Annotated in this window: 17 protein-coding genes; 13 read left to right on the plus strand and 4 right to left on the minus strand. The window is 71.5% G+C overall.

Annotated features, from left to right (window positions below):
* Positions 1-53 precede the first annotated feature (53 nt).
* The 3 genes from ACYBSK_RS12270 (at position 54) to ACYBSK_RS12280 (ending at position 3,293) form a co-directional block, all read left to right on the plus strand.
* Positions 54-761, plus strand: a complete 708-nt coding sequence (locus ACYBSK_RS12270) for a DNA alkylation repair protein (protein ID WP_460246056.1) — start codon at positions 54-56, stop codon at positions 759-761.
* Between the two features lie 304 nt (positions 762-1,065).
* Positions 1,066-2,259, plus strand: coding sequence for an elongation factor Tu (gene tuf, locus ACYBSK_RS12275; RefSeq protein WP_460246057.1), 1,194 nt, complete (start codon positions 1,066-1,068; stop codon positions 2,257-2,259).
* Positions 2,260-2,447: 188 nt separating this feature from the next.
* Positions 2,448-3,293, plus strand: coding sequence for a spermidine synthase (locus tag ACYBSK_RS12280; RefSeq protein WP_460247008.1), 846 nt, complete (start codon positions 2,448-2,450; stop codon positions 3,291-3,293).
* Here the strand turns inward: ACYBSK_RS12280 and ACYBSK_RS12285 are convergent.
* Positions 3,280-4,584 carry an MFS transporter gene (locus ACYBSK_RS12285; RefSeq protein WP_457476943.1) on the minus strand — a complete coding sequence of 435 codons (1,305 nt, stop codon included), beginning with the start codon at positions 4,582-4,584 and terminating at the stop codon, positions 3,280-3,282. The two genes, ACYBSK_RS12280 and ACYBSK_RS12285, sit on opposite strands and share 14 nt — an antisense overlap.
* Before the next feature lie 148 nt (positions 4,585-4,732).
* Here ACYBSK_RS12285 and ACYBSK_RS12290 point away from each other — a divergent pair, with 148 nt between their 5' ends.
* The 3 genes from ACYBSK_RS12290 to ACYBSK_RS12300 all read left to right on the plus strand — a co-directional run bounded on the left by ACYBSK_RS12290 (position 4,733) and on the right by ACYBSK_RS12300 (position 8,709).
* Positions 4,733-5,185, plus strand: coding sequence for a DUF4442 domain-containing protein (locus ACYBSK_RS12290; protein ID WP_457476944.1), 453 nt, complete (start codon positions 4,733-4,735; stop codon positions 5,183-5,185).
* A gap of 179 nt (positions 5,186-5,364) precedes the next feature.
* Positions 5,365-7,881 carry a beta-glucosidase family protein gene (locus ACYBSK_RS12295; protein ID WP_460246058.1) on the plus strand — a complete coding sequence of 839 codons (2,517 nt, stop codon included), beginning with the start codon at positions 5,365-5,367 and terminating at the stop codon, positions 7,879-7,881.
* A 180-nt stretch (positions 7,882-8,061) separates the two neighbouring features.
* Entirely contained in the window at positions 8,062-8,709 is a 648-nt protein-coding gene (locus ACYBSK_RS12300) for a DedA family protein (protein ID WP_460246059.1), read from the plus strand.
* Between the two features lie 210 nt (positions 8,710-8,919).
* On the opposite strand, the gene ACYBSK_RS12305 is transcribed toward ACYBSK_RS12300, so the two are convergent.
* Positions 8,920-9,441 carry a gamma carbonic anhydrase family protein gene (locus ACYBSK_RS12305; protein WP_460246060.1) on the minus strand — a complete coding sequence of 174 codons (522 nt, stop codon included), beginning with the start codon at positions 9,439-9,441 and terminating at the stop codon, positions 8,920-8,922.
* 120 nt (positions 9,442-9,561) lie between these two features.
* On the opposite strand from ACYBSK_RS12305, the gene ACYBSK_RS12310 reads away from it, so the two are divergent.
* Positions 9,562-10,299 (plus strand): acyltransferase, encoded by a 738-nt coding sequence (locus ACYBSK_RS12310; protein WP_457481721.1) that lies wholly within the window; start codon positions 9,562-9,564, stop codon positions 10,297-10,299.
* A gap of 24 nt (positions 10,300-10,323) precedes the next feature.
* Positions 10,324-11,640 carry an MFS transporter gene (locus tag ACYBSK_RS12315; protein ID WP_460246061.1) on the plus strand — a complete coding sequence of 439 codons (1,317 nt, stop codon included), beginning with the start codon at positions 10,324-10,326 and terminating at the stop codon, positions 11,638-11,640.
* Between the two features lie 322 nt (positions 11,641-11,962).
* Here ACYBSK_RS12315 and ACYBSK_RS12320 read toward each other — a convergent pair whose 3' ends face one another.
* Positions 11,963-12,829, minus strand: coding sequence for an EamA family transporter (locus ACYBSK_RS12320; protein ID WP_460246062.1), 867 nt, complete (start codon positions 12,827-12,829; stop codon positions 11,963-11,965).
* A 136-nt stretch (positions 12,830-12,965) separates the two neighbouring features.
* Here ACYBSK_RS12320 and ACYBSK_RS12325 point away from each other — a divergent pair, with 136 nt between their 5' ends.
* A complete protein-coding gene (locus tag ACYBSK_RS12325) occupies positions 12,966-13,538 on the plus strand; it encodes a helix-turn-helix domain-containing protein (protein ID WP_460246063.1) in 573 nt (190 codons plus the stop codon).
* 43 nt (positions 13,539-13,581) lie between these two features.
* Positions 13,582-14,142, plus strand: a complete 561-nt coding sequence (locus ACYBSK_RS12330) for a YbaK/EbsC family protein (protein WP_460246064.1) — start codon at positions 13,582-13,584, stop codon at positions 14,140-14,142.
* Positions 14,143-14,161: 19 nt separating this feature from the next.
* Here ACYBSK_RS12330 and ACYBSK_RS12335 read toward each other — a convergent pair whose 3' ends face one another.
* On the minus strand, positions 14,162-15,157 hold the full coding sequence (locus ACYBSK_RS12335; RefSeq protein WP_460246065.1) for a LacI family DNA-binding transcriptional regulator: 996 nt from the start codon (positions 15,155-15,157) through the stop codon (positions 14,162-14,164).
* A gap of 224 nt (positions 15,158-15,381) precedes the next feature.
* Here ACYBSK_RS12335 and ACYBSK_RS12340 point away from each other — a divergent pair, with 224 nt between their 5' ends.
* The 3 genes from ACYBSK_RS12340 (at position 15,382) to ACYBSK_RS12350 (ending at position 18,626) form a co-directional block, all read left to right on the plus strand.
* Positions 15,382-16,278 carry a carbohydrate ABC transporter permease gene (locus ACYBSK_RS12340; RefSeq protein ID WP_460246066.1) on the plus strand — a complete coding sequence of 299 codons (897 nt, stop codon included), beginning with the start codon at positions 15,382-15,384 and terminating at the stop codon, positions 16,276-16,278.
* 5 nt (positions 16,279-16,283) lie between these two features.
* Entirely contained in the window at positions 16,284-17,219 is a 936-nt protein-coding gene (locus ACYBSK_RS12345; RefSeq protein WP_460246067.1) for a carbohydrate ABC transporter permease, read from the plus strand.
* Positions 17,220-17,285: 66 nt separating this feature from the next.
* Positions 17,286-18,626, plus strand: a complete 1,341-nt coding sequence (locus ACYBSK_RS12350) for an ABC transporter substrate-binding protein (protein WP_460246068.1) — start codon at positions 17,286-17,288, stop codon at positions 18,624-18,626.
* Positions 18,627-18,650 lie beyond the last annotated feature (24 nt).

Raw genomic sequence — 18,650 nt, forward strand, 5'->3', positions numbered from 1 at the left:
CGTAGGTTGTGTCTCACTTTCCCGGCTCTTGCCCCACTTGCGAGGAGCGTCACATGGCCGTCGCCCCGACCCCGCCGAGCGCCCTCGCCGACACCCTGCTCGCCCGCCTCCCGCAGGTGTACGCAGCCGCCGCCGACCCCGAACGGGCCGCACGGATGCGCGCGTACATGCAGGACGTGGCCCCGTTCCTCGGGCTCGCGTCGCCCGTGCGCCGGGAGCTGAGCAGGACCGTCCTCGACGGTACGCCGCGTCCCGACGAGGCCGATCTCACCGCCGTCGCGCTGCGCTGCTGGGCGCTGCCCGAGCGCGAATACGCCTACTTCGCCATCGACTTCCTGCGCCGCCATGTGCGGCGTCTCACGTCCGGTTTCCTGCCCGTCGCGCGCGAGCTGATCACGACCGTGCCGTGGTGGGACACCGTGGACCACCTCGCGGCACACGTCGTCGGTGGCCTCGTCGCCGCCGACCCGACGCTGCGCGCCGACATGGACGCGTGGATCGAGGACGACGACCTCTGGGTCGCCAGGACCGCGCTGCTCCACCAGCTCCGCCACAAGGACGCCACCGACACCGACCGGCTCTTCGCGTACTGCCTGCGCCAGGCCGGGCACCCGGACTTCTTCATCCGCAAGGCGATCGGCTGGGTGCTGCGCGAGTACGCCAAGACCGACGCCGACGCCGTACGGACCTTCGTCGCCGCGCACCGCGACGTGCTCGCGCCGCTCTCCGTGCGGGAAGCCCTGAAGAACGTAGGCCAGTGATCCCCTGACCAACTGCCGTGCCGGGCACGGAAAATCGTTCGACGCTTGGCGGTCCGTCGGCGATGATCTGCCTCATGTTCCGGCACGCCTTCCTCGCAGCTCCGTCCGCAGTCGCGGACGCTGCTCAGGCTGCCGTTCTCCTCGCGGCGCTTTTCGCGGCAGCCGCTGACGGCGCGCGAAGCTGACCCTCTCCGGACATTCCGGCGGACCCCGCAGGGGGAGGGTCGGTCCGGTTCAGGGGTCCCCGCCTCCCGAAGGAGGCCACCACTTTCTTTCGTGAAGTTCCGGAAGGGACCACTCAGCCATGCCCAAGACGGCATACGTGCGCACCAAGCCGCACCTCAACATCGGCACGATGGGTCACGTCGACCACGGCAAGACGACCCTGACCGCCGCGATCACCAAGGTCCTCGCCGAGCGCGGCGCGGGCACGTTCGCCACCTTCGTGCCATTCCACCGCATCGACAAGGCGCCCGAGGAGGCGCAGCGCGGCATCACCATCAACATCGCGCACGTCGAGTACGAGACCGACACCCGGCACTACGCGCACGTGGACATGCCGGGCCACGCCGACTACGTCAAGAACATGGTCACGGGCGCCGCGCAGCTCGACGGGGCGATCCTCGTCGTCTCGGCGCTCGACGGGATCATGCCGCAGACCGCCGAGCACGTACTCCTCGCGCGGCAGGTGGGCGTCGACCACATCGTCGTCGCGATCAACAAGGCGGACGCCGGTGACGAGGAGCTCACCGACCTCGTCGAGCTGGAGGTCCGCGAGCTGCTGTCCGCGCACGGGTATGGGGGCGACTCCGTGCCGGTGGTGCGGGTGTCCGGGCTCAAGGCCCTTGAGGGCGAGGCGCGTTGGACCGCCTCGATCGAGGCGCTGCTCGACGCCGTGGACACGTACGTGCCGATGCCGGAGCGGTATGTGGACGCGCCGTTCCTGCTGTCCGTCGAGAACGTCATGACCATCAGCGGGCGCGGGACCGTCGTCACGGGGGCCGTGGAGCGCGGGCGCGTGCGGGTCGGCGACCGGGTGCGGGTGCACGGCGGTGCCGGGGGCGGGAGCGAGGCCGAGACCGTGGTCACCGGGGTCGAGACCTTCGGCAAGCCGATGGAGGAGGCGCAGGCCGGGGACAACGTGGCGTTGCTGTTGCGCGGGGTCGCGCGGGACGCGGTGCGGCGGGGTGATGTCGTGGCCGAGCCGGGGAGTGTGCGGCCGGGGCGGAGGTTCCGGGCGCAGGTGTATGTGCTGGCGGCGGCGGAGGGTGGGCGTTCGACGCCGGTCCGTACGGGGTATCGGCCGCAGTTCTACCTGCGGACGGCGGATGTGGTCGGGGATGTGGACCTCGGGGAGGCCGGGGTGGCGCGGCCGGGGGAGACCGTGGTGATGACGGTCGAGCTCGGGCGGGATGTGCCGTTGGAGGCGGGGCTCGGGTTCGCGATGCGTGAGGGTGGGCGGACGGTGGGGGCCGGAACGGTTTCGGCGGTGCTGTAACGGGGTTGCGGGGTTCGGGGCGCTGCCCCGGACCCCGCTGCTCAATCGCCGCAGGGGCTCTAAAGATCGGGGCGCTGCCCCGTGCCCCGCTCCTCAATCGCCGGAGGGGCTTGAAGGTGGCCGGAGGGGCTTGAAGGTGGCCGCAGGTGCTTGAAGAGGGGCGGCACAATGAGGGGGTGAACGCTTCCTTGCCGGAGTCGGTACCGGTTACCCGTGATGTCGATTACGGGGTCGCCAAGTTGTTGCCCGATGTGGATCGGCGGCGGGCGTGGTTGTTGACGGTGGACGGGGCGCCGCAGTCGTACGTGGATCTGGACGAGCCGGGGCATCTGGAGTTCGAGTACGCGAGGCGGCTCGGGCATGTGCTTGATTGCCTCGGGGACGAGGGCGCCCCGCTCGACGTGCTGCACCTGGGCGGGGGCGCGCTGACCCTGCCCCGGTACGTCGCCGCCACCCGGCCCGGCTCGCGGCAGGACGTCGTCGAGGCGGACCGGGGGCTGCTCGCCCTCGTCGCGGAGCATCTCCCGGTGCCGGACGGCGCCGATGTCACGGTGCACGGCGCCGACGCGCGGCAGTGGCTGGAGGCCGCGGCCGACGGAAGCGTCGACGTGCTGGTGGCGGACGTGTTCGGCGGGTCGCGGGTGCCCGCCCATCTGACGACCCTCGCGTACGCCCGTCACGCGGCGCGGGTGCTGCGGCCGGGCGGCACGTACGCGGCGAATCTCGCGGACGGCGCGCCCTTCGCGTTCCTGCGGTCCCAACTGGCCACGTTCGCCGCCGTGTTCCCGAACGTCGCGCTCGTCGCCGAGCCGGCGGTGCTGCGGGGCCGGCGGTTCGGCAACGCCGTGCTGCTCGCCTCGCGCGCCGAGCTGGACGTGGCGGAGCTGGCCCGGCGCACCGCCCGCGACGCGTTCCCCGCCAGGGTCGAGCACGGGGCGGCGCTGCGCCGTTTCGTCGGCGACGCCGTACCGGTGGAGGACGCGGACGCCGTGCCCTCGCCGGAGCCGCCCGGCGGGTCGTTCAGCGTGGGGTGACGGGGTCCGCCGCGGCGGCGGCGCCGCCCTCGGCGACCTTGGTGGCGTGCGGCTCGCGGCGCCGCAGATGACGTACGTCCGGGACGAAGAGGACCGCGGACGTCGCGACGACCACCAGCGCCGCGCACCCCCACAGCGAGGCCGTCCGTCCGAACGCCGCCTCCGCCGGACCGGCGAGCGCCGTCGCGAGCGGCACCATCGCCACCGAGCCGAACCAGTCGTAGGCCGAGACGCGGGAGAGTTTCTCCTCCGGTATCTCCTGGTGCAGGGCGGTGATCCAGGAGACGCCGAATATCTCGATGGTGACGCCGCTGACGAACATCACGGCGATCAGCCAGCCGAGCGGCACGGGCACGGCGAGCGCCGCGGACGGCAGGGCGAGGGAGAAGACCGAGAGCGTCGCCGCGAAGAGCAGCCGCCGCGGCTTCCAGCGCATCATCAGCAGGCCGCCGAGGATCGTACCGACACCGAACGCGCCGAGCGCGAGGCCCCACGGCCCCGCCCCGCCCAGTTCGTCGCGCGCCACCAGCGGCCCGAACACCGACTCGGCGGCGCCCACCACCGCGACCACCACGGCGAACTGGGCGACGATCGTCCACAGCCACGGCCGCCCGACGACCTCCCGCCACCCGTCGCGCATGTCGGCGAGCAGCCCGCCGCCCGGCGCGCGCGGCGGGATGTGGCGCACGTCGAGGAACAGCCGCAGCGCACCCGCCGCCAGGAACGCCACCGCGTCCACGGCCAGCACCCAGCCGGGTCCGATCGCCGCGACCATCGCCCCGCCGAGCGCGGCGCCGCCCACCCCGGCGCCGGACATCCCCATCCGGAACAGGGCGAACGCGCGGCTGGCCTGCTCCCCGGTGACCGAGGCCATCAGCATGCCTTCGGCCGCCGGGTTGAAGAACGCCTGGCCGGTGCCGCCGAGCGCGCTGAGCAGCATCATCTGCCACAGCTTCGGATCGCCCTGGAGGACGAGGAGCGCGAAGGCGCCCTGGGAGAGGAAGTTGAGGGCGTTCGCCGCGACCATCACGTGGTGGCGCGGAAGCCGGTCCGCGACCGCGCCGCCCACCAGCAGGAACACCACGAGGAACAGCGTGCGCGCCGCCGCCACCAGACCCACGTCGCCGCCGTCGCCACCCGCTTCGAGGACGGCGAACGCCGAGGCGATCAGCGCGCCGTGCGCCCCGAGCGTGGTGATGATCGCCGAAACGGCGAGGAGCGTGTAGTTCCGCCCGGCCCAGGTGGGGCGCAGGCGCGGACGCTTCGGGTCGGGGACGGCGGCAGAGGTCACTGGGGGACTATCGCCGCCCCGCGCCCGAATCGACAAACCGTTTCCTCGACCCTCGATCGATTGGTCGGTTTGTGGATGTTATGTCGCGCTTCCCGCTCGCGTCGCGAGGGGATGGTCAAGGTTGCTACCGGTGGGTAACATTCGGCTCATGAGCGCAGATCAGATGTCCATCGGCGAGATGCTCGCCGCCACGGTGCCGATGGCCCGCACCCTGAACCTCGACTTCCACGAGACGACGCCGGAGAAGGCCGTCGTCTCGCTGCCCGACCAGGCCGAGTACCACAACCACGTCGGCGGCCCGCACGCCGGCGCGATGTTCACGCTGGCCGAGTCCGCGAGCGGCGCCATCGTGCTCGCCGCCTTCGGCGACCAGCTCTCCCGCGCGGTGCCGCTCGCGGTGAGCGCCGAGATCGCGTACAAGAAGCTGGCGATGGGCCCGGTCACCGCCACGGCGACGCTCGGCCGTCCGGCCGCCGACGTGGTCGCCGAGCTCGACGCGGGCGAGCGCCCCGAGTTCCCGGTGAGCATCGCGATCACCCGTGAGGACGGCGCCGTCACCGGCGAGATGACCGTCGTCTGGACGCTGCGTCCCAACGGCTGAGCCGGACCCGCACCGCGCGAGGGGCGCCGACCTTGAGGTCGGCGCCCCTCGCGCGATGCGCCGACAGGAGTCGTCTCCCGGCATATTTTCCGTTCGGTTCGCGGTGTCCAGCGCCGCGTCATGTCCGTTTTGTCGCACAGTGCGTCTAGTACTCGAACGCGACGAGGGAGAGACAGCCCATGCCCCACAGCGGGACCAGCAGCGCACGCGGCGTCGACGGCATCTCCAGACGGACGGCCCTGCGCCGGATGGGCGCGGCGATCATGGTCGCCGCCGCCGTCACCGGCGCACTGCCGAGCCGCGCCACGGCGGCACAGGGACGCGTCCGGGCCGCCGGGCCGCGCGTCGAGTCGCTGCTCGGGCGGCTCACGCTCGACGAGAAGCTCACCTTCCTGCACGGCGCCGAGGACCCGGACTCCCTCGGCCAGGCCGGCTACGTCCCCGGCGTCCCCCGCCTCGGCATCCCGCCGCTGCGCCTCGCCGACGGCCCCGCCGGTGTGCGCGTCACCCGGCCCGCCACCGCACTGCCGGCCCCCGTGCTCCTCGCCGCCACCTTCGACCCCGCCCGCGCCCGCCGCTACGGCGAGGTCATCGGCCGCGAGGGCCGGGCGCTCGGCCAGGACGTGCTGCTCTCGCCCATGGTCAACCTGATCCGCACCCCGTACGCGGGCCGCAACTTCGAGACGTTCTCCGAGGACCCGCTGCTCTCCTGCGACATGGTCGTCGAGGAGATCGGCGGCATCCAGGACGAGGGCCTCATCGCGACCGTGAAGCACTTCGCGCTCAACAACCAGGAGAAGGCCCGCACCTCGGTCGACGTGCGGGCCGACGAGCAGACGATGCGCGAGCTGGAACTGCGCGGCTTCGAGGCCGCCGTCGAGGCGGGCGCGGGCGCCGTCATGGGCTCGTACAACAAGGTCAACGGCGTCTACGCCTGCGACAGCAAGGAACTGCTCGGCGACATCCTGCGGGACCAGTGGCGGTTCGAGGGCTGGGTCATGACCGACTGGCACGCCAAGCACACCACCGTCGGCGGGATGGCCGCCGGTCTCGACATGGAGATGCCGCAGGAGCGCGCGTTCGGCGCCGCCCTGAAGGCGGCCGTCGAGGACGGCACCGTGCCCGAGGCGCAGGTGGACGAGGCGGTGCGCCGGATCCTCACCGTGATGGACCGGTTCGGGCTGCTCGTCGCGAGGGCGGCGCCCCGGCCCGGCCGGGACGCGGCGGCGGGCGCGGCCGTCGCCCTCGACATCGCGAAGGCGGGCGCCACCCTGCTGCACAACCCGGACGGCGTCCTGCCGCTGCCCGCGCGCGGCTCCGTCGCCGTCATCGGCCCCACCGGGGACATCCCGTTCGTCAGCGGCGGCGGCAGCGCGCACGTCGTCCCGGACCATGCCGACAGTCCGTACGAAGCCATCAAGTCCCGCGCGGGCAGCGGCGGTTCGGTGACGTACGCCCTCGGCAGCGACATCTACGGCAAGGCCCTGCCCGGCGACGCGCTGACCCCCTCGGCCGACCTGGAGGAGCAGGCGGTCGCGGCCGGGGAGACCTGGACGTACGACGGGGCGCTCACCGTCGACGCGGTCGAGGCGACCGGCGAATGGACCTTCGTCGTCCACTACTCGGGCGAGCGGCCCACGGTGCTGCTCGACGGCACCGAACTCTTCCCCGTGCTGCGCGGCAGCGCCGAGCACTTCGGCGGCGCCCTCGTCGCCGTCGCACCCGACGGGCTCAAGGTCCGCCACAAGTCCCGTGCCCTGAGCGCCGGTTCGCACCGGCTGGAGATCACCGCGAAGGGCGGCGGCAAGGGGCAGACGTTCCGGCTGCGCCGGGTGACCGCCGCGACGCGCGCGGACGACGTCGCCGAGGCCGTGCTGGCCGCGAGCGCCGCGGACAGCGTGGTGCTCTTCGCGTACGAGGACGCGACCGAGGGCTCGGACCGCACCTCGCTCGCGCTGCCCGACCACCAGGCCGACCTGATCACGGCCGTGGCACAGGCCAACCCCCGGACGACCGTCGTGCTCAACACGTCCTCCGCGACCACCATGCCGTGGCTCGGCCAGGTGGGCGCCGTGCTCCAGATGTACTACCCCGGCCAGGAGGGCGCGGCCGCCACCGCCGCCGTCCTGTACGGGGACTGCGACGCCGGGGGCCGGCTCACCCAGTCCTTCCCGACCTCCGAGGACACCCACCCGATGTCCGGCGACCCGCGCCGCTACCCCGGCGTGGACGGCGTCGAGGAGTACTCCGAGCGCATCCACCTGGGCTACCGCTGGTACGACGCCCAGCAGGTGCGGCCGCTGTTCCCGTTCGGCCACGGCCTGTCGTACACCTCGTTCGCCTACGAGGGCCTGAGGGCGCGCTGGACCGGGCGCGGCCTCGACGTGACCTTCACCGTGCGGAACACGGGGGTGCGCGCGGGCGTCGCCGTGCCCCAGGTGTACGTCGGCAGCTCCCCGGACCTCCAAGTGGACCAGGCCGTGCGGGTGCTGGGCGGTTACCGGCGGGTCGAACTGGACGCGGGGGAGCGGCGCGCGATCACCGTGCGCGTCGCGCCGCGCACCCTCTCCTCCTGGGACACCGAACGTCACGACTGGGTTCTCGGCACCGGCAGACGCACGGTGTGGCTCGGCGCCTCGGCGGCCGAACTGCCGCTGCGCACCGACGTGACGATCGGCTGGGACCGCCGGAAGTGATGTGCGGCCCGGTGTGGGCGGGATCACGGTCTCGACGCGAGTTCATCGTGAGCACCACTGCACCTCGTGGGGCGCGGCGGCGTCATAGGGAGCAGGTAGGCTGCCCGGCGTGCGCGTACCTGGAGGGGAGCGCACGCCGGGCACAGGCACAGATTTCGGCGGGTACGGGAGGCGACGGCGTTGCACGTCCAGGAATGGCTCGACACGATTCCGGCGGTCGCCATCTACGCGCTGGTGGCCGGTGTCATCGGCCTCGAAAGCCTCGGCATTCCGCTGCCCGGTGAGATCGTCCTGGTCTCCGCGGCGCTGCTCTCCTCGCAGCACGGGGACGTCAACCCGGTGGTCCTCGGCATCTGCGCCAGCGCGGGCGCGGTCGTCGGCGACTCCATCGGCTACGCGATCGGACGCAAGGGCGGGCGCCCGCTCCTCGCGAAACTGGGGTCCAAGTTCCCCAAGCACTTCGGGCCCGCGCATGTGGCCACGGCCGAGCGGTCCTTCGAGAAGTGGGGCATGTGGGCCGTCTTCTTCGGCCGCTTCATCGCGCTGCTGCGGATCTTCGCGGGGCCGCTCGCGGGTGTGCTGCACATGCCGTACTGGAAGTTCCTCATCGCCAACGTCCTCGGCGGGATCGTCTGGGCCGGGGGGACGACCGCGGTCATCTACTACGTGGGTGTGGTGGCGGAGGACTGGCTGAAGCGGTTCTCCTATGTGGGGTTGGGGGCGGCGGTGCTGGTGGGGCTGGCGTCCATGCTGATCGTGAAGCGGCGGGCGGCGAAGATGGCTGCCGCGCATGAGGAGTCGGCGGGGGAGCCGGAACCGGCACGGTGACCCCTTGCGGCCTCGCGCCTTCTCGGTGCTTGACCGCTGGCTCCTTCGCGCCTCTTCGGTGCGTGGCCGCGGTGGCTGTTTCAAGCCCCTCCGGCGATTGAGGAGCGGGGTCCGGGGCAGCGCCCCAGGACCGCGCCACCGGTGCCGGTCCAAAGGATCGGGGCTCCGCCCCGGACCCCGCTGCTCAAACGCCGCAGGGGCTTGATTTGGTTACGCGGGGCGGTGGAGGGTGGCCAGTTCCACGTAGTGCGTGCCGTTCAGGGTGACGAGTTCGCGTTCCTCGGGGGAGAGTTCGCGCTTGACCTTGGCGGGGACCCCCGCGACCAGCGAACCGGGCGGAACCACCATGCCCTGCGGCACCAGCGCCTGCGCCGCGATCAGCGACCCCGCCCCGATCACCGCCCCGTTGAGCACCGTCGCGCCCATCCCGATGAGGCAGTCGTTCTCGATCGTGCAGCCGTGCAGCACCGCGTTGTGCCCGACCGAGACCCGCTCGCCGATCGTCGCGGGGAAGCCGGGGTCGACGTGGACCGTGCAGTTGTCCTGGATGTTGCTGTCCGCGCCGAGCGTGATCGGCTCGAACTCGGCCCGCAGCACCGCCCCATACCAGACGCTCGCGCCCGCGCTCAGCGTGACGTCGCCGACGATCACGGAGGTGGGCGCGGTGAACGCGTCCGGGTCCACCTTCGGTTCCTTGTCGCCGATGCCGATGACGAGTGGTTCGTGGGACATGAGCGGGGGCTCCCTACGTCGTGCGATCTACGTCGTGAGCGAACCGTACCTGTGGGGTGAAGATCACAGGCCGTCGAGGTGGGGGCGGAAGATACGCGTGGGTAACGTGTCGCCGTGCCGATGAAGCGGAACGTCAAGGGTGGTCCCGGCCACCGGCTCGTACAGGCCGGATGGCGCTGGGTGCAGCGCAAGGGCGCGGTCACCGCGCGGCAGCCGGGCGGGCACCGGTTCGGGGCGATCGGGCACGGCACGAAGCTGGCGTTCCCGCAGGGCACGGTGTTCGGTGAGCCGTGGATCCGGCTGGGCGCGCACTGCATCATCGGGGAACAGGTGACGCTGACCGCGGGCCTGATGCCGGACCTGGACCTCGGCCCCGACCCCATCCTGACGCTCGGCGACGGCGTCGTGATCGGCCGCGGCAGCCATGTCATCGCCGATACGACGGTACGGATCGGCAGCGACGTCTACATGGGGCCGTACGTCTACATCACGTCGACCAACCATTCGTACGACGACCCGCACGAGCCCATCGGCAAGCAGTGGCCGCGGATGGAACCGGTCGAGATCGGACCCGGCTGCTGGATCGGCACGGGCGCCGTGATCCTGCCGGGCGCCCGCCTCGGCCGCAACGTGGTGGTGGCGGCCGGTGCCGTCGTGCGCGGCGAGGTGCCGGACCACGCGGTGGTCGCGGGCGCGCCCGCACGCGTCGTGCGGAGCTGGGATCCGGAGGCCGGCTGGCAGCCGCCGCTGCGGACGCCGGCGCCCCGGGCGATACCCGAGGGGGTCACGCCGGACCAGCTGATCGCGCTGGCCGGACTCGACGACGACACCTGGGACACTGAACCCCGGACCAGATAGATGTAACGAGCAATCAGGACGGCCGTGGACACGAGCGACACCAGCGGTACCAGCGGTACGACGGGAACGAGCGCCGACGAGGTGGCAGCGGAGGCCGAGAGCAGGCCGCGCGGCTGGCGGCGCTGGGCCATGGACACCCGGCCGCTGCGCGTACCCGCCTACCGGAGGCTGTGGTCGTCGACCATCGTGACGGCCGTCGGCAGTCAGCTGACCGCCGTCGCCGTGCCGAAGCAGATCTTCGACATCACTGGTTCGTCGGCGTGGGTCGGTGCCGCGAGCATGGCGGGTCTCGTGCCGCTCGTCGTGTTCGCGCTGTGGGGCGGCGCGATCGCCGACCACATGGACCGGCGCAAACTGCTCCTCATCACGAACTCCGGCATCGCCGTGACCTCGGTGCTGTTCTGGGTCCAGGCGATAGCCGGGCTCGACTCGGTGGCCGTGCTGATGGTGCTCCTGGCGATGCAGCAGGCGTTCTGGGGCCTCAACGCGCCGGCCCGCAACGCGTCCATCGCGCGGCTCGTGCCGGAGGGGCAGTTGGCCGCGGCCAACGCGCTCGGCTCGACCGTCATGCAGACCGGGCAGGTCGTCGGGCCGTTGCTGGCCGGTGTACTCATCCCGGTGATCGGGCTGCCCGAGCTGTATCTGATCGACGCGGTGGCGCTGTGTGTCACGGTGTGGGCGGTGTACCGGCTGCCGTCGCTGCCGCCGCTGGGCGTGGTGTCGAAGAAGCGGGCGGGGGTGCGGGAGATCGTCGACGGTTTCCGTTACATCTCCGCGCACAAGGTGCTGCTGCTGTCGTTCCTCGCGGACATCATCGCGATGGTGTTCGGGATGCCGCGGGCGTTGTTCCCGCAGTTGGCGGCGGAGACGTACGCGCCGTACGGGGAAGGGCTCGCGCTCGGGCTGCTGTTCGCGGCGATTCCCATCGGGGCGGTGGTCGGCGGACTGTTCTCCGGGACGTTCTCGCGGGCGCGGCGGCACGGGTGGATGGTCATCGGGGCGGTCGTGGCGTGGGGGCTCGCGATCGCGGGGTTCGGGCTGAGCGGGAGTCTGTGGCTCGCGGTGGTGTTCCTCGCGGTGGCGGGGATCGCGGACATGGTCTCGATGGTGTTCCGCGGGGCGATTCTGCTGTCGGCGGCGACGGATGAGATGCGGGGGCGGATGCAAGGGGTGTTCACCGTGGTGGTGGCGGGTGGGCCGCGGCTGGCCGACGTGCTGCACGGGTCCGCGGGGTCGGCGTTCGGGCCGCGGGTGGCCGTGGCGGGCGGCGGGTTCCTCGTCGTGATCACGATGCTGATCCTGGTGGTGGCCGTCCCGGCGTTGCGGCGTTATCGGGTGTGACCCGGGGGTGGGCGCTGCCCCGTGGCGAGGCCGACGCTTCCGCCGCGCCGCACGCCCGCCACCCCGTGGCCGAACCCCGCCGTCTCCCCTCGCCGCACCGGGGCGCCGCCTTGCCCACCCTGCCGCCCCAGGCGGCAGATTGCCCAAGGCGGGGTGCGGCCGACCGCGATGGGGCGGGAGCCGGGGGAGAGGAGACCGGGTCCGGCTCCTCAAGCCCCTCCGGCGATTGAGGAGCGGGGTCCGGGGCGGAGCCCCGTGGCGGGGGCCCGGGTGACTGTCACCGGTACTCAGCCCCTCCGGCGATTGAGGAGGCGGAAAAGGATCAGCCCGTGGCGAGAAGAGCCGTGCCGAGGAGCGCCAGCCCCGCACCCGCCGCCTGCACCCCCCGCAGCCGTTCGCTGAGAACACCCCGCGCCGCCAACGCCGTAACGATCGGATACAGCGACGCCAACACCGCCGCCACCGTCACCGGCCCCACCCGCGCGGCCAGCGCGTACGTTCCGTTGGCCGCCACATCCGCAAGACCCACGAACGCCAGCGCCGGCCACGACGCCCGCACCACCCGCCACCCGCCCTCCTCCGGCAGCACCCGCCCACCCCGCCTCGCGGACGCGTACAGCGCGGCCCCGCCCGCCACCACGTTCGTCACCCGCTGCACGAACAGCGCGAGGAAGAGCCCGGTGACTGTCGTCGATGCCTCCGCGATCAGCGCCATCACCGCGCCGAAGCCGAACGCCGCGACCAGCGTCAGCAGGACCGCCTGACGCTGCACCGGCAGGCCCCTGAACTGCGGCCCACCCGCGAGGACCACCCCCACCACGGCGACGAGGATGCCCGCGAACTGGAGCAGCCCCGGCCGCTCCCCGAGCACCAGTCCGACCCCGACCGGCACCGCGACCCCGAGCGAGCCGAGCGGCGAGACCACGCCCATCGGGCCGAGCGCGAGCGCCTTGTAGAAGGAGAGCATCGCGACGGGCCCGACGAGCCCCGCTGCCACGGCGAACCACAACCGCGGCCCGGTCTCCGAGAAAGCCCCGGTGGCGACCACGATCACGCCGAGCACGACCACGGTGATCGCCTGGGAGACGACCACGACGGTGAGCGCCGGGATGCGCCGGGTCAGCAGCCCGCCGCCGAAGTCGGCCAGACCCCACAGGAGGCTGGTGGCCAGGGCGAAGAGTGCGGTCATGCCGGGACCTCGCAGTACAGTTTGCTGGACGATGGAGTGCACCACACCGTAGTCCAATGAAGTGAACTCTGTCATTCAGAATATTGGCCTACGGGTCCCGGGGCGGGACTCCGCGGGCCCCGACCCTGGACGGAACGTGGCGGATCTCGACCTCCTGAACCAGGCGCTCGCGCGCAACGTCAAGCAGTGGCGGGCCGAGCGCGGCTTCACCCTCGACGCGCTCGCCGCCCGCGCGGGCGTCAGCCGCGGCATGCTCATCCAGATCGAGCAGGCCCGCACGAACCCCAGCATCGGCACCGTCGTGAAGATCGGCGACGCGCTCGGCGTCAGCATCACCACGCTGCTCGACTACGAGCAGGGCCCCAACGTCCGCATCGTGACGGCCGATCAGGCGGTGCGCCTGTGGCACACGGACGCCGGCAGCTACAACCGGCTGCTCGCGGGCACGGAGGCGCAGGGGCCGCTGGAGATGTGGGACTGGCGGCTGGTCCCGGGCGACCGCAGCGAGTCCGACCCGCACCCGCAGGGCACCGTCGAACTGGTCCATGTCACGGTGGGCGAGCTGACCCTCGTCGTGGACGGCGCCCCGCACGCGGTGCCCACCGGGGCCAGCGTCTCGTTCGAGGCGAGCACCCCGCACTCGTACCGCAACGACGGGACCGAGGACGTCGAGATGATCATGGCCGTGTCGGTGCCGTTCGTACGCTGAGACGGCCACGGCGGTGCCGCGCGGCGGCTGTTAGCGTGCCGCCATGCGCGCACCCATCGGCACCTTCGACCACGTCCTCGCGGCCCCCGACGCCCTCGACCTGCTCACCCGGCCCGTCGCCGACGCCGTGCGCGACTGGCGGGGCACGGTGCCCGCGCGGGACCTGATCCACGTCGACACCGACCCCGAGTGGGCCGACACCGCGACGTTCGTCGAGCACTACGGCCCCGACCTGCTCGCCACCTCGGCGAACTGCGTCGTCGTCGCCGGCAAGCGGGGCGGCGAGACCACGCTCGCCGCGTGCGTGGTGCCGTCCGCGACCAAGGTCGACGTCAACGGCGCGGTGCGCCGCCAACTCGGCGCCCGCAAGGCCTCGTTCGCCCCGATGGACACCGCCGTCGGCGAGAGCGGCATGGAGTACGGCGGCATCACCCCGATCGGCCTCCCGGTCGACTGGCCGGTCCTCGTGGACGCCGCCGTCGTCGACCTCCCGCACGTCCTCATCGGCAGCGGCACCCGCCGCGGAAAGCTGATCGTGCCGGGCAAGGCCCTCTCCGAACTCCCGGGCGCGGTGGTCGTGGAGGGTCTCGGCGTCACGGTCTGACGCGCGGCTCCCCGTCGGCTCACCCCCGCCGCGCCCCCGCCGGCCCCGTGCTCTCCCGCACCACCAGCCGCGTCGGCACCAGCGTCGTCCCGCGTTCCGCCTCGCTCTCCCGCACCTGGCGCAGCGCGCTCTCCACGCAGCGGCGGCCGACCTCCGCGAAGTCCTGGTGGACCGTGGTGAGCGGGGGCTGGTACGAGCCCGAGTCGGGGATGTCGTCGAAGCCGATGACCGAGACGTCGTCGGGGACCTTGCGGCCCCGCTCCTCCAGGGCCCGCAGCAGCCCCAGCGCCATCTGGTCGTTCGCCGCGAACACCGCGGTGCAGTCGGCCTGTTCGGCCAGGCGCAGGCCCGCGCGGTAGCCGGACTCGGCCGACCAGTCGCCCCGTACGAGCGGTGGGACGGCGCGGCCCGCGTCCTCAAGTGCCGTGCGCCAGGCGCCCGTTCGGCGTTGCGCCGCGAACGACTCGGAGGGGCCCGCCAGATGCCACACCGTGCGGTGGCCGAGGTCGAGGAGGTGGCGCACCGCGTCGCGGGTGCCGCCCGCCTGGTCCGTGTCCACCACCGCGTACCGGTCGCCGGCGTCGGAGTCCGCGACGACCACCTTCACGTGCGGCGGCAGTGACAGGCGCGCCGAGTCCAGGAGGTGGACCTCCATGATGACGATGACCGCGTCCACGGCCAGCTCGCCGAGGCGGGAGAACGCGCCGCGCACCTCGTCCTGCGTGGGCACCGCCACCGGGAGCAGCGTGACCGCGTACCCCTCCTGCGCGGCCGAGGTGGCGATGGCCTCCAGCGTGCGCATGTTGCCCGTCGTCGACAGCGTGAACGTGATGACGCCGATGGTGCGGAAGTCGCCCCGTTTCAGGGCCCGCGCCGCGCTGTTGGGGCGGTAGCCGAGCTCCTTCATCGCCGCGCGGACCCGCTCGCGGGTCTCCTCGTTGACGCCGGGGAAGCCGTTCGAGACGCGGGAGACCGTCTGGGACGAGACGCCCGCGACCCGGGCGACGTCGGCCATCGACGCGTTCTGTGTACGACGCCTGCCGCGCCGCGGCGCTCTCTCGGCGCTCTCCTGGGGTGTCACCGTGTCCCTCACCGACTCTTGACCGTCCTCCTCGGGGCAGTGTAGACATGCCGCCACCGAATGTTTACGTAAACATAACAGCTGCCGGGTCCTTCACACCCAGGGATGTTTACGCAAACATCGCGACCTGTGACGCACGGACGAGTGAGGGACGCGAGATGACCACGCTGCAACCGCCGGTCGCCGTCAGGCGGCGCCGCTCGTGGACGGGATGGGGGTTCATCGGCCCCTTCGTGCTCGTCTTCGCCCTGGTCTTCCTGGCGCCGCTCGCCTACTCGGTCTACCTGAGCCTGTTCCGTACACAACTCATCGGCGGCACCACCTTCGTGGGCCTCGACAACTACCAACAGGCGCTCCAGGACGCCCAGTTCTGGGACGGCGTCGCCCGCGTCGGGCTCTTCCTGGTGATCCAGGTCCCGGTCATGCTGGGCATCGCCCTGCTCGTCGCCCTCGCCATCGACAGCGGCCGCCTCTACGGCAAGGACTTCTTCCGGATCACCGTCTTCCTGCCGTACGCGGTGCCCGCCGTCGTCGCGACCCTCATGTGGGGCTTCATGTACGGCACCCGCTACGGACTGGTCGGCGACCTCGGCGACGCGTTCGGTACGACGCTGCCCGACCCGCTCTCCGCCGACCTCGTCCTCGCCTCCCTCGGCAACATCGTGACCTGGGAGTTCGTCGGCTACAACATGCTGATCTTCTTCGCGGCGCTGCGCGTCGTCCCGCACTCGCTGTACGAGGCCGCCGAGATCGACGGCGCCGGACAGTGGCGCATCATCACCGCCATCAAGCTCCCGGCGATCCGCGGCGCCCTCGTCATCGCCACGATCTTCTCGATCATCGGCAGCTTCCAGCTCTTCAACGAGCCCGCCATCCTCCAGAAGCTCACCCCGAACGCGATCACCACCGACTACACGCCGAACTACTACACGTACTCGCTGTCCTTCGCGGGGCAGCAGCAGAACTACTCCGCGACGGTCGCCATCGTCATGGGCGTGATCACCATGGTCGTCGCCTACGTGGTCCAGCTGCGCGGCATGCGCAAGGGAGCGTGAGCGCGATGACCACCACCACAGGCCCCGCGCGGCCGGCCACTCCGCTCACGTCCGCGGCCCCGCGCCTGCGTTCGCCGCGCCGCCGCCCGCTGTCGGGCCGCCCCCGGCGCAGCGTCCTGCTGACCGTGCTCACCGGCGTCGTCCTCGTCTACAGTCTGCTGCCCCTTGTCTGGCTCCTGATCAGCGCCACCAAGTCCCAGCAGGGCCTGGCCCGTTCGTTCGGCCTCTGGTTCGACTCGGACTTCGACCTCTGGCACAACATCGCCGAGACCTTCACCTACCAGGACGGCGTCTTCGCCCGCTGGCTCCTCAACACCGTGCTGTACGTGGTGGTGGGCGCGGGCGGCGCCACCTTCCTCGCGGTCCTCGGCGGATACGCCCTCGCCAAGTTCGCCTTCCCGGGCAAGCGCGCCGTGTTCGCCGTCGTCATCGGCGCGGTCGCGGTACCGGGCACCGCGCTCGCCGTGCCCACGTTCCTGATGTTCAGCAAGATGGGGCTCACCGACACCCCGTGGGCCGTCATCGTCCCGTCGCTGATCTCACCGTTCGGCCTCTACCTGATGTGGGTGTTCGCCATCGAGGCGATCCCCACCGAACTGATGGAGGCCGCCCGCATCGACGGCGCGAGCGAGCTGCGCACCTTCTTCACGGTCGCGCTGCCGCTGCTCGCCCCCGGCACGGTCACCGTCCTGCTCTTCACCACGGTCGCCACCTGGAACAACTACTTCCTGCCGCTGATCATGCTGAAGGACCCCGACTGGTATCCGCTCACCCTCGGCCTCGACGCCTGGAACAAGCAGTCGCAGACGGCCGGCGGCGAGGCCATCCCCCATCTGGTGCTCACCGGCTCGCTGCTCACCATCGTGCCGCTGATCGCCGCGTTCCTGCTGCTCCAGAAGTACTGGCAGTCGGGTCTGGCCGCAGGAAGCGTCAAGGAGTAGGCGCAGCACCGAAGTTCACCTCTCGCACACCCTCCGTAGGACCACGAAGAAGTGGAAGCCATCGCCATGCCCAAGAACTCCCGCCGCGTGCTGCGCGGCCTCGGTCTCCTCTGCGCCCTCGCCCTCGGGGCCACCGCCTGCGGCGGCTCCGACGACGGCGGCTCCGCCGACAAGAAGGTCGGCTCGTCCGACATCTCGGCGGCCCTGAAGAAGGGCGGCACCGTCACGGTGTGGGCGTGGGAGCCCACCCTGAAGCAGGTCGCCGCGGACTTCGAGAAGAAGTACCCGAAGGTCGACGTGAAGCTGGTCAACGCGGGCACCAACAACGACCAGTACAAGGCCCTGTCGAACGCGATCTCCGCGAAGAAGGGCGTCCCGGACGTCGCACAGATCGAGTACTACGCGCTCGGCCAGTACGCCCTGACCAAGCAGCTCGACGACCTCAAGCCGTTCGGCGCCGAGAAGCTGGCGGACTCGTACTCGCCCGGCCCGTGGAACTCGGTGAAGTCCGGCGACGGCGTCTACGGCCTGCCCATGGACTCGGGCCCGATGGCGCTCTTCTACAACAAGAAGGTCTTCGACAAGTACAAGATCGCCGTCCCGACGACCTGGGACGAGTACGTCGAGGCCGCCCGCAAGCTCCACAAGGCGGACCCGAAGGCGTACATCACCAGCGACGTCGGCGACGCCGGCATGACCACCAGCCTGCTGTGGCAGGCCGGTTCGCACCCGTACAAGGTCGACGGCACGAAGGTCGGCATCGACTTCACCGACGCGGGCGCCAAGAAGTACACCGACACCTGGCAGAAGCTGATCGACGAGAAGCTCGTCGTGCCCGTCACCGGCTGGACCGACGACTGGTACAAGGGCCTCGGCGACGGCACCATCGCCACCCTGCCGATCGGCGCCTGGATGCCCGCCAACTTCGCCTCCGGTGTGAAGGGCGCCTCCGGCGACTGGCGCGTCGCCCCCCTGCCGCAGTGGGAGAAGGGCGCGAACGCCAGCTCCGAGAACGGCGGCAGCTCCCTCGCCCTGCCCGCACTCGGCAAGAACAAAGAACTCGCGTACGCCTTCGTCGAGTACGCGGGCTCCGGCGCGGGCGTGCAGACCCGTGTCAAGAACGGCGCCTTCCCTGCGACGACGAAGGACCTGAACTCCACGGAGTTCCAGAACACCGAGTTCCCGTATTTCGGCGGCCAGAAGGCCAACAAGATATTCGCCGAGTCCGCGAAGAACGTGCCCGCCGACTGGAAGTACCTGCCGTACCAGGTGTACGCCAACTCGATCTTCAACGACACCGTCGGCAAGGCCTACGTCTCCTCGACCGAGCTGACCGCCGGACTCAAGTCCTGGCAGGACGCCTCCGTCAAGTACGGCACCGAGCAGGGCTTCACCGTCGAGAAGTAGCCCGCCCGGCTTCAACTCCCCATT

This window comes from Streptomyces sp. BYX5S (genome assembly GCF_054724165.1).